Here is a 5,154-nt window from a genome sequence, read left to right as displayed (position 1 = left end):
GGCGGTGCTGCGCGACCCGTCGCACCGGGCGCCGTCGCACCGGGCGGCTGCGGCGGTCGCCGCCGGCGTACCGGTGGTCGTGGAGCTCGGCGGCCGCGACCGCAACCGGGTGGCGATCGAGGGGGAGCTCGCCGCGCTCGCCGATGCGGGCGCCGCCGGCGTGGTGATCGCCGCGGGGGAGGGGCCCGCCGTCGACGATCTGTCCCCGGAGCGGATCGCCGCCCTGGTCGACCGGGCGGGCCTGCTCGCGCTTCGCCGCGACGCCGCCGGCGCCCTGCGTCCTTTCGTCGCGACCGACGCGGCACGGACCACGTGCACGGACGCCGCGTCGCCGGCCGACGCCGCGGCGTGCCCGAAGGCGATGAGCTACGGACCGTGCGGCGGCGTCGAGGCCGACGGGTCGTGCGAGATCCGCCCGCAGCCGTGCGTCTTCCTCGGCGCGACCCTCCCGATCCGCTGGCACGGCGTCCCGCCGCGGGACGTGCCCGCGCCGACACCGGCCGGCCGCGAGCTGCGGGCGATCATGGCCCGGCGGCCGCTGGTGCTCACCGGCTTCCCGGTGCGGGCGATGCGCGCGGAGGACGTGGCCCCGGTCGCCGACGCCCTGCGCACGAGTGCGGACGCCGTGCTCTCCGGGGACGCCGGGCGCTCGCGCGTGCAGTTCCCGCCGGCGTATCGCGCGCTGCTGATGGCGCGTGCCGGCATGCGGGTGTGGATGGGGCTGACCGCGCGGGACCGCAACCGCGTCGCGCTGGAGGAGGAGCTCGCCTCGTTGCGGGAGATCGGCGTCGCCGGGGTGCACTGCGTGACCGGCGACCACACGCTCACCGGCGACCGGCCCGATGCGAAGCCGGTCTTCGACCTGGAGTCGACCACGATGCTGCCGCGGGCACGAGCCCACGGGCTGCTCGCGTCCTTCGCGGAGTCGCCGGCGGCGCCGCCGGCGCACGTGCGCGGCGGCCGGGTGCGCGAGAAGCAGCGCGCCGGCGGCCAGCTCTGCCTGACGCAGTACTGCGGCGACGCCGCCGACGTCGCCGACTTCGTCGCCCTGTGCCGGGAGGCCGGGGCGACCGCCCCGGTGCTGCCCGGCGTCCCGCTGGTCGTCGACCGCGCCGGCGCGCAGCTGCTGGCATCGTTCCACGCGGCGAAGCTGCCGACCGGATACGTCGAGCGGCTGTTCGCGGCCCGGGACGTGCGAGCCGAGGGCATCCGCCTCGCCGTCGAGTACGGACGCGAGCTGCTGGCGGTCGCCGGCGTCGGCGGGGTCGTCGTCGCCGGTGGCGGCGCGATCGGCGGCGAGCTCGACTACGCCCGCGCGCTCGCCACGGTCGCGGCGGAGCTGGGAGGCGGGTCGTGACGCGCTCAGCCGCGCGGCGAGTGCGCCTCCTTGACCACCAGCACGCGGCAGGTCCGGCCCGGCTCGGTGAGCCACCGATGCCTCACCCCGCCCTCGTAGTGCACCGAATCGCCCGCGCCGAGGACGAACCGCTCGTCATCCAGCGCGACGGTCAACGACCCGTCGAGCACGAACACGAACTCCTCCTCGTCGTGCTCCCACCAGGTCTCCTCGTCGAAGCTGCCCTCGAAGATCATCGGGACGAAGGGCGGTGCGCCGTGGGCGAGCACCGTGACCGGGCCGCCGCCGGCGTCCAGCGGCGAGCCCGCGCCGCTGCGGAACACGTGGAAGCCTCCGGTGCGCCGTGGCGGCGTCTCCACGTCGTGGGTCAGCAGGTCCTGCTGGGTGGTGCCGAGCGCGCGCGCGATGCGGAAGAGGGAGCCCATGCTGAGCCGTTCCAGTCCTCGCTCCACCTGACTGAGGAACGAGTGGGACAGCTCCGCGTCCGCCGCGGCCTGCGCGAGGGTCAGTCCGCGCGACTGGCGCAGTGCCCGGATGCGGGCGCCGAGCACGCGCGCCGACTCGTCCGGGTCGGCGGGCGAGCGCAACGCGGACGGCGTCCGGAAGGTATCCGCCATGCGTGCAGATTACCTGCATCGTGGAACGATCGTGATGTGCGCAGCGCATCACGCGCGGCGAGTGACTCATCACCCGGCTCGCCGCGCGCCATCGGCGGGAGATGGGACGAAGGAGCACGACCATGACCCCACCCGACTACGCCCGGCTGGAGGCCGACCTGCGCGAGCAGCTCGGCCCGCGCGGAGTCTCCGGCGACATCCGCCAGCGAGAGAAGGCATCGGTCGACGGTGCCCGGATGTCGCCCATCATCGCCGAGCTGCTGCCCTTGGGCGTCGCCGACCTCGTCGCGTTCCCGACCACGGCGGAGGAGATCGCCGCCGTCGTCGGCATCGCGGCCGCGCACGGCGTGCCGATCACCCCGCGGGGCAAGGGCACCGGCAACTACGGCCAGGCGATCCCGATGTCCGGCGGGCTCGTGCTCGACATGTCGCGGGCCCGCACGATCGTCGAGGTCGGCGACGGGTTCGTCACGGCGGACGCCGGCGCCGTCATGAACGCGCTCGAGCAGGCCGCGCGTGCCACCGGCCAGCAGCTGTGGATGTACCCCTCGACCGTGCACTCGACGCTCGGGGGCTTCCTCTCCGGCGGGTCGGGCGGCACCGGCACGATCGCGCACGGCGCCAACCACATGGGGTTCGTCGCGGCGCTGGACGTCGTCACGCCGGCATCCGGCGGCACACTCGTGCACCTGGACGGCGAGGCGGCGCAGGCGTACGTGCACAACTACGGCACCGCCGGCATCATCGCCCGCGCCACCGTCCGCCTGGAGCCGCTGCAGGACTGGCGCGGGCTGTACGCGTCGTTCCCGGACTTCGCCGGCTCCCTGTCGGTGCTGCGCACCCTCGGCCGGCTCACGCCGGCGCCGCGGCTCGTCTCGGCCGACACCGTGCACGTGACCGCCCAGCTGCCGCCCGACGACGCGTTCCCGGCGGGACGCAGCTCGCTGCGGATGATCGCCGACCCGGCCGTCGTCGCCGAGGCGACCGCGATCATCGAGGCCGCCGGCGGACGCGTCGAGGACGTGCGGGAGGGGCCGCAGGCGTCGCCGGCGCTGTCCGTGCTCAGCTACAACCACCCGATCGAGTGGCTGCAGAAGTCCGAGCCGGGCGTCTACTTCCACGTGGAGGTGTCCGGCGACGCCCTGGTCGACCGCATCGACGAGGTGCACGCCGTGTACCCCGGGTCGTACCTGCACATCGAAGCCGGTCACACCGTGCCGATCGGGATGCTCGCGGGCGTCTACGAGAGCCCGGCCGCCGTGTACGCCGGCATCGCGGAGCTGGGGGAGCTCGGCGTCGGCGTGCACAACCCCCACCAATGGAACGTCGACTTCCGGTTGCATGAGACCGTGGACCTCGCACGCACGACGGACCCGCAGGGGCTGCTCAACCCCGGCAAGCTCAACCCCGCCTACGACGGACCCGTGAAGGGAGCCATCCGATGACCGCGCACCGCTGGGCGGACCTGCCCGGTCCCGCCCTGAACGCCACGCTCACGGAGCGCTCCATCGCGGTCGTGCCGATCGGCGCGATCGAGCACCACGGCCCGCACCTGCCGCTGTCGACCGACGCGCTGGTGGCGGAGACGGTCGCGGCGGCGGCGGTCTCCCGCGCCGTCGCGGCCGGGGTCGACGCGTGGCTGCTGCCCACGGTGTCGTACGGCAAGTCGGACGAGCACCACTGGGCCCCGGGCACGGTGTGGCTGGAGGGCACCACCCTGCTCGAGCAGCTCGTGGAGATCGGCCGCTCGGTCTCGCAGACTCCGGCGCGCACGATCGTCTTCGTCAACGGGCACGGCGGCAACGTCATGCTGCTGGGCTGGGCGAACCGCGAGCTGCGGCGGCGGTTCGGGCTGCGCTCGTTCTCGATGCCCTCCGGTGTCGGGGGCGCCGCGGACGGCCGCGACGGGCGTCCGGACGAGCTCGGCCAGGGCATCCATGCCGGATTCGTCGAGACGTCGGTCGTGATGCACATCGCGCCGGAGCTGGTGGTGCCGCCCCTCCCGCCGCGCAACGTGCCGGAGAAGATCGCCGGGCTGCGCCACATCGGCTTCAACGGCAAGCCCGTGATGTTCGGGTGGACCAGCGACGACTTCGGCCCGACCGGCGTCATCGGCGATCCGACCGGCGCGAACGCCGAGGCCGGTGCGGAGCTGTTCGAGCGGGGCGTGGGCTTCGTCGCCGAGGCGCTCGGCGAGGTCGACGGGTTCGAGTTCGCATGACCGGCGCACGGATGACCGACGGCAGCGGGATGCCGACGCCGCAGGCGCCGGCGGGCTTCGCCGCCGATCCGGTGCAGGGCGACGTGCCCGTCGCGGACCCGCTGGCCCTGGCCGCCTCCTGGCTCCCCGGCCCGACGGACGAGCCGCTGCGCATGACCCTGTCGACGATCGACGCCGACGGCTTCCCCCGGGCCCGCACCGTGCTGCTCACCGAGTTCGACGGGCGGCGCTTCTTCTTCCACACCGACGCGCTCAGTCGCAAGGTCGCCGACCTCGCGGCCGACCCGCGCGTGTGCCTGACGGTGCTGTGGGCCGAGGCCGGGCGACAGCTCGTCGTGCAGGGGACGGCGTCGTCGGCCGACGCCGAGGAGGCCGCCGAGGCGTACCGGCGGCGCTCGCCGTATCTGCGTCAGCTCGCGTGGCAGAACACCGTCGAATACGCGCAGCTGCCGCTCGCCGAGCGCGAGGCGGCCTGGGCGGCGTTCCGCGCCGAGGCGCCCGACCCGGCACAGCCGGACGGCTGGGCCGGGTTCGCGGTCGAGCCGCACCGGCTGCTGTTCTGGGTCGCGCACCCGGACGCCGCCAGCCGCCGCGCCGAGTACACCCGCGCCGGCGCCGGCTGGGCGCTGCGGCGCCTGCCCGGCTGACCCCTGCTGCTGCCCCTCGCGGAGGGACAGGTCGTCACCGTAGGATCACGAGCGTGCGCATCACATCGGGCTCCGACTGGCGGGATGCGGTGCCCTTCGACACCCCGCTGGGCCTCGCCGAGTTCGCCCCCGGCGACCCGACCCGCTGCGCCGTGTGCGGCCCGGCGTCCGCCGAGATCCCGCGCGAGCGGCTCTGGGTCGTCAAGCACCGGCATCCGAAGCAGCACGCCGGCTACGTCCGCTTCTACTGCGACGCGCACGTGCCGCGGCCCGCGCCCGTCCCGCCGCCGTCCGCGACCGCGCGGCCGGCGT

Annotated in this window: 5 protein-coding genes and 1 pseudogene; 5 read left to right on the top strand and 1 reads right to left on the bottom strand. The window is 75.0% G+C overall.

All coding sequences use genetic code 11. The features are described 5' to 3' along the window. The coding region (locus QM626_RS01585; RefSeq protein WP_415073246.1) for a methylenetetrahydrofolate reductase C-terminal domain-containing protein at window positions 1-1,357 on the top strand (1,357 nt) is incomplete at its 5' end. A 5-nt stretch (window positions 1,358-1,362) separates the two neighbouring features. Here QM626_RS01585 and QM626_RS01580 read toward each other — a convergent pair. Then, window positions 1,363-1,974 (bottom strand): helix-turn-helix domain-containing protein, encoded by a 612-nt coding sequence (locus tag QM626_RS01580; RefSeq protein ID WP_415073244.1) that lies wholly within the window; start codon window positions 1,972-1,974, stop codon window positions 1,363-1,365. A 122-nt stretch (window positions 1,975-2,096) separates the two neighbouring features. On the opposite strand from QM626_RS01580, the gene QM626_RS01575 reads away from it, so the two are divergent. The 4 genes and pseudogenes from QM626_RS01575 to QM626_RS01560 form a co-directional block, all read left to right on the top strand. After that, window positions 2,097-3,419 (top strand): FAD-binding oxidoreductase, encoded by a 1,323-nt coding sequence (locus QM626_RS01575; RefSeq protein ID WP_415073242.1) that lies wholly within the window; start codon window positions 2,097-2,099, stop codon window positions 3,417-3,419. After that, entirely contained in the window at window positions 3,416-4,195 is a 780-nt protein-coding gene (locus QM626_RS01570) for a creatininase family protein (protein ID WP_415073240.1), read from the top strand. Before QM626_RS01575 ends, QM626_RS01570 begins: the two co-directional genes overlap by 4 nt. After that, window positions 4,192-4,842 carry a pyridoxamine 5'-phosphate oxidase family protein gene (locus tag QM626_RS01565; RefSeq protein WP_415073238.1) on the top strand — a complete coding sequence of 217 codons (651 nt, stop codon included), beginning with the start codon at window positions 4,192-4,194 and terminating at the stop codon, window positions 4,840-4,842. The genes QM626_RS01570 and QM626_RS01565 overlap by 4 nt, the downstream gene beginning before the upstream one ends. Window positions 4,843-4,895: 53 nt before the next feature. Continuing rightward, window positions 4,896-5,154: pseudogene (locus tag QM626_RS01560) on the top strand (glucose-6-phosphate dehydrogenase); the annotation flags it as partial.

The sequence above is a fragment of the Microbacterium sp. genome (assembly GCF_047606385.1).
In the GTDB taxonomy this organism is placed as follows: Bacteria; Actinomycetota; Actinomycetes; order Actinomycetales; family Microbacteriaceae; genus Microbacterium.
This window is presented reverse-complemented; position numbering and strand designations above follow the sequence as displayed.

Coding starts and splice junctions, on each gene's coding strand:
- QM626_RS01580 (WP_415073244.1), bottom strand. CDS start 1,974: ATGGCGGATACCTTCCGGACGCCGTCCGCGTTGCGCTCGCCCGCCGAC.
- QM626_RS01575 (WP_415073242.1), top strand. CDS start 2,097: ATGACCCCACCCGACTACGCCCGGCTGGAGGCCGACCTGCGCGAGCAG.
- QM626_RS01570 (WP_415073240.1), top strand. CDS start 3,416: ATGACCGCGCACCGCTGGGCGGACCTGCCCGGTCCCGCCCTGAACGCC.
- QM626_RS01565 (WP_415073238.1), top strand. CDS start 4,192: ATGACCGGCGCACGGATGACCGACGGCAGCGGGATGCCGACGCCGCAG.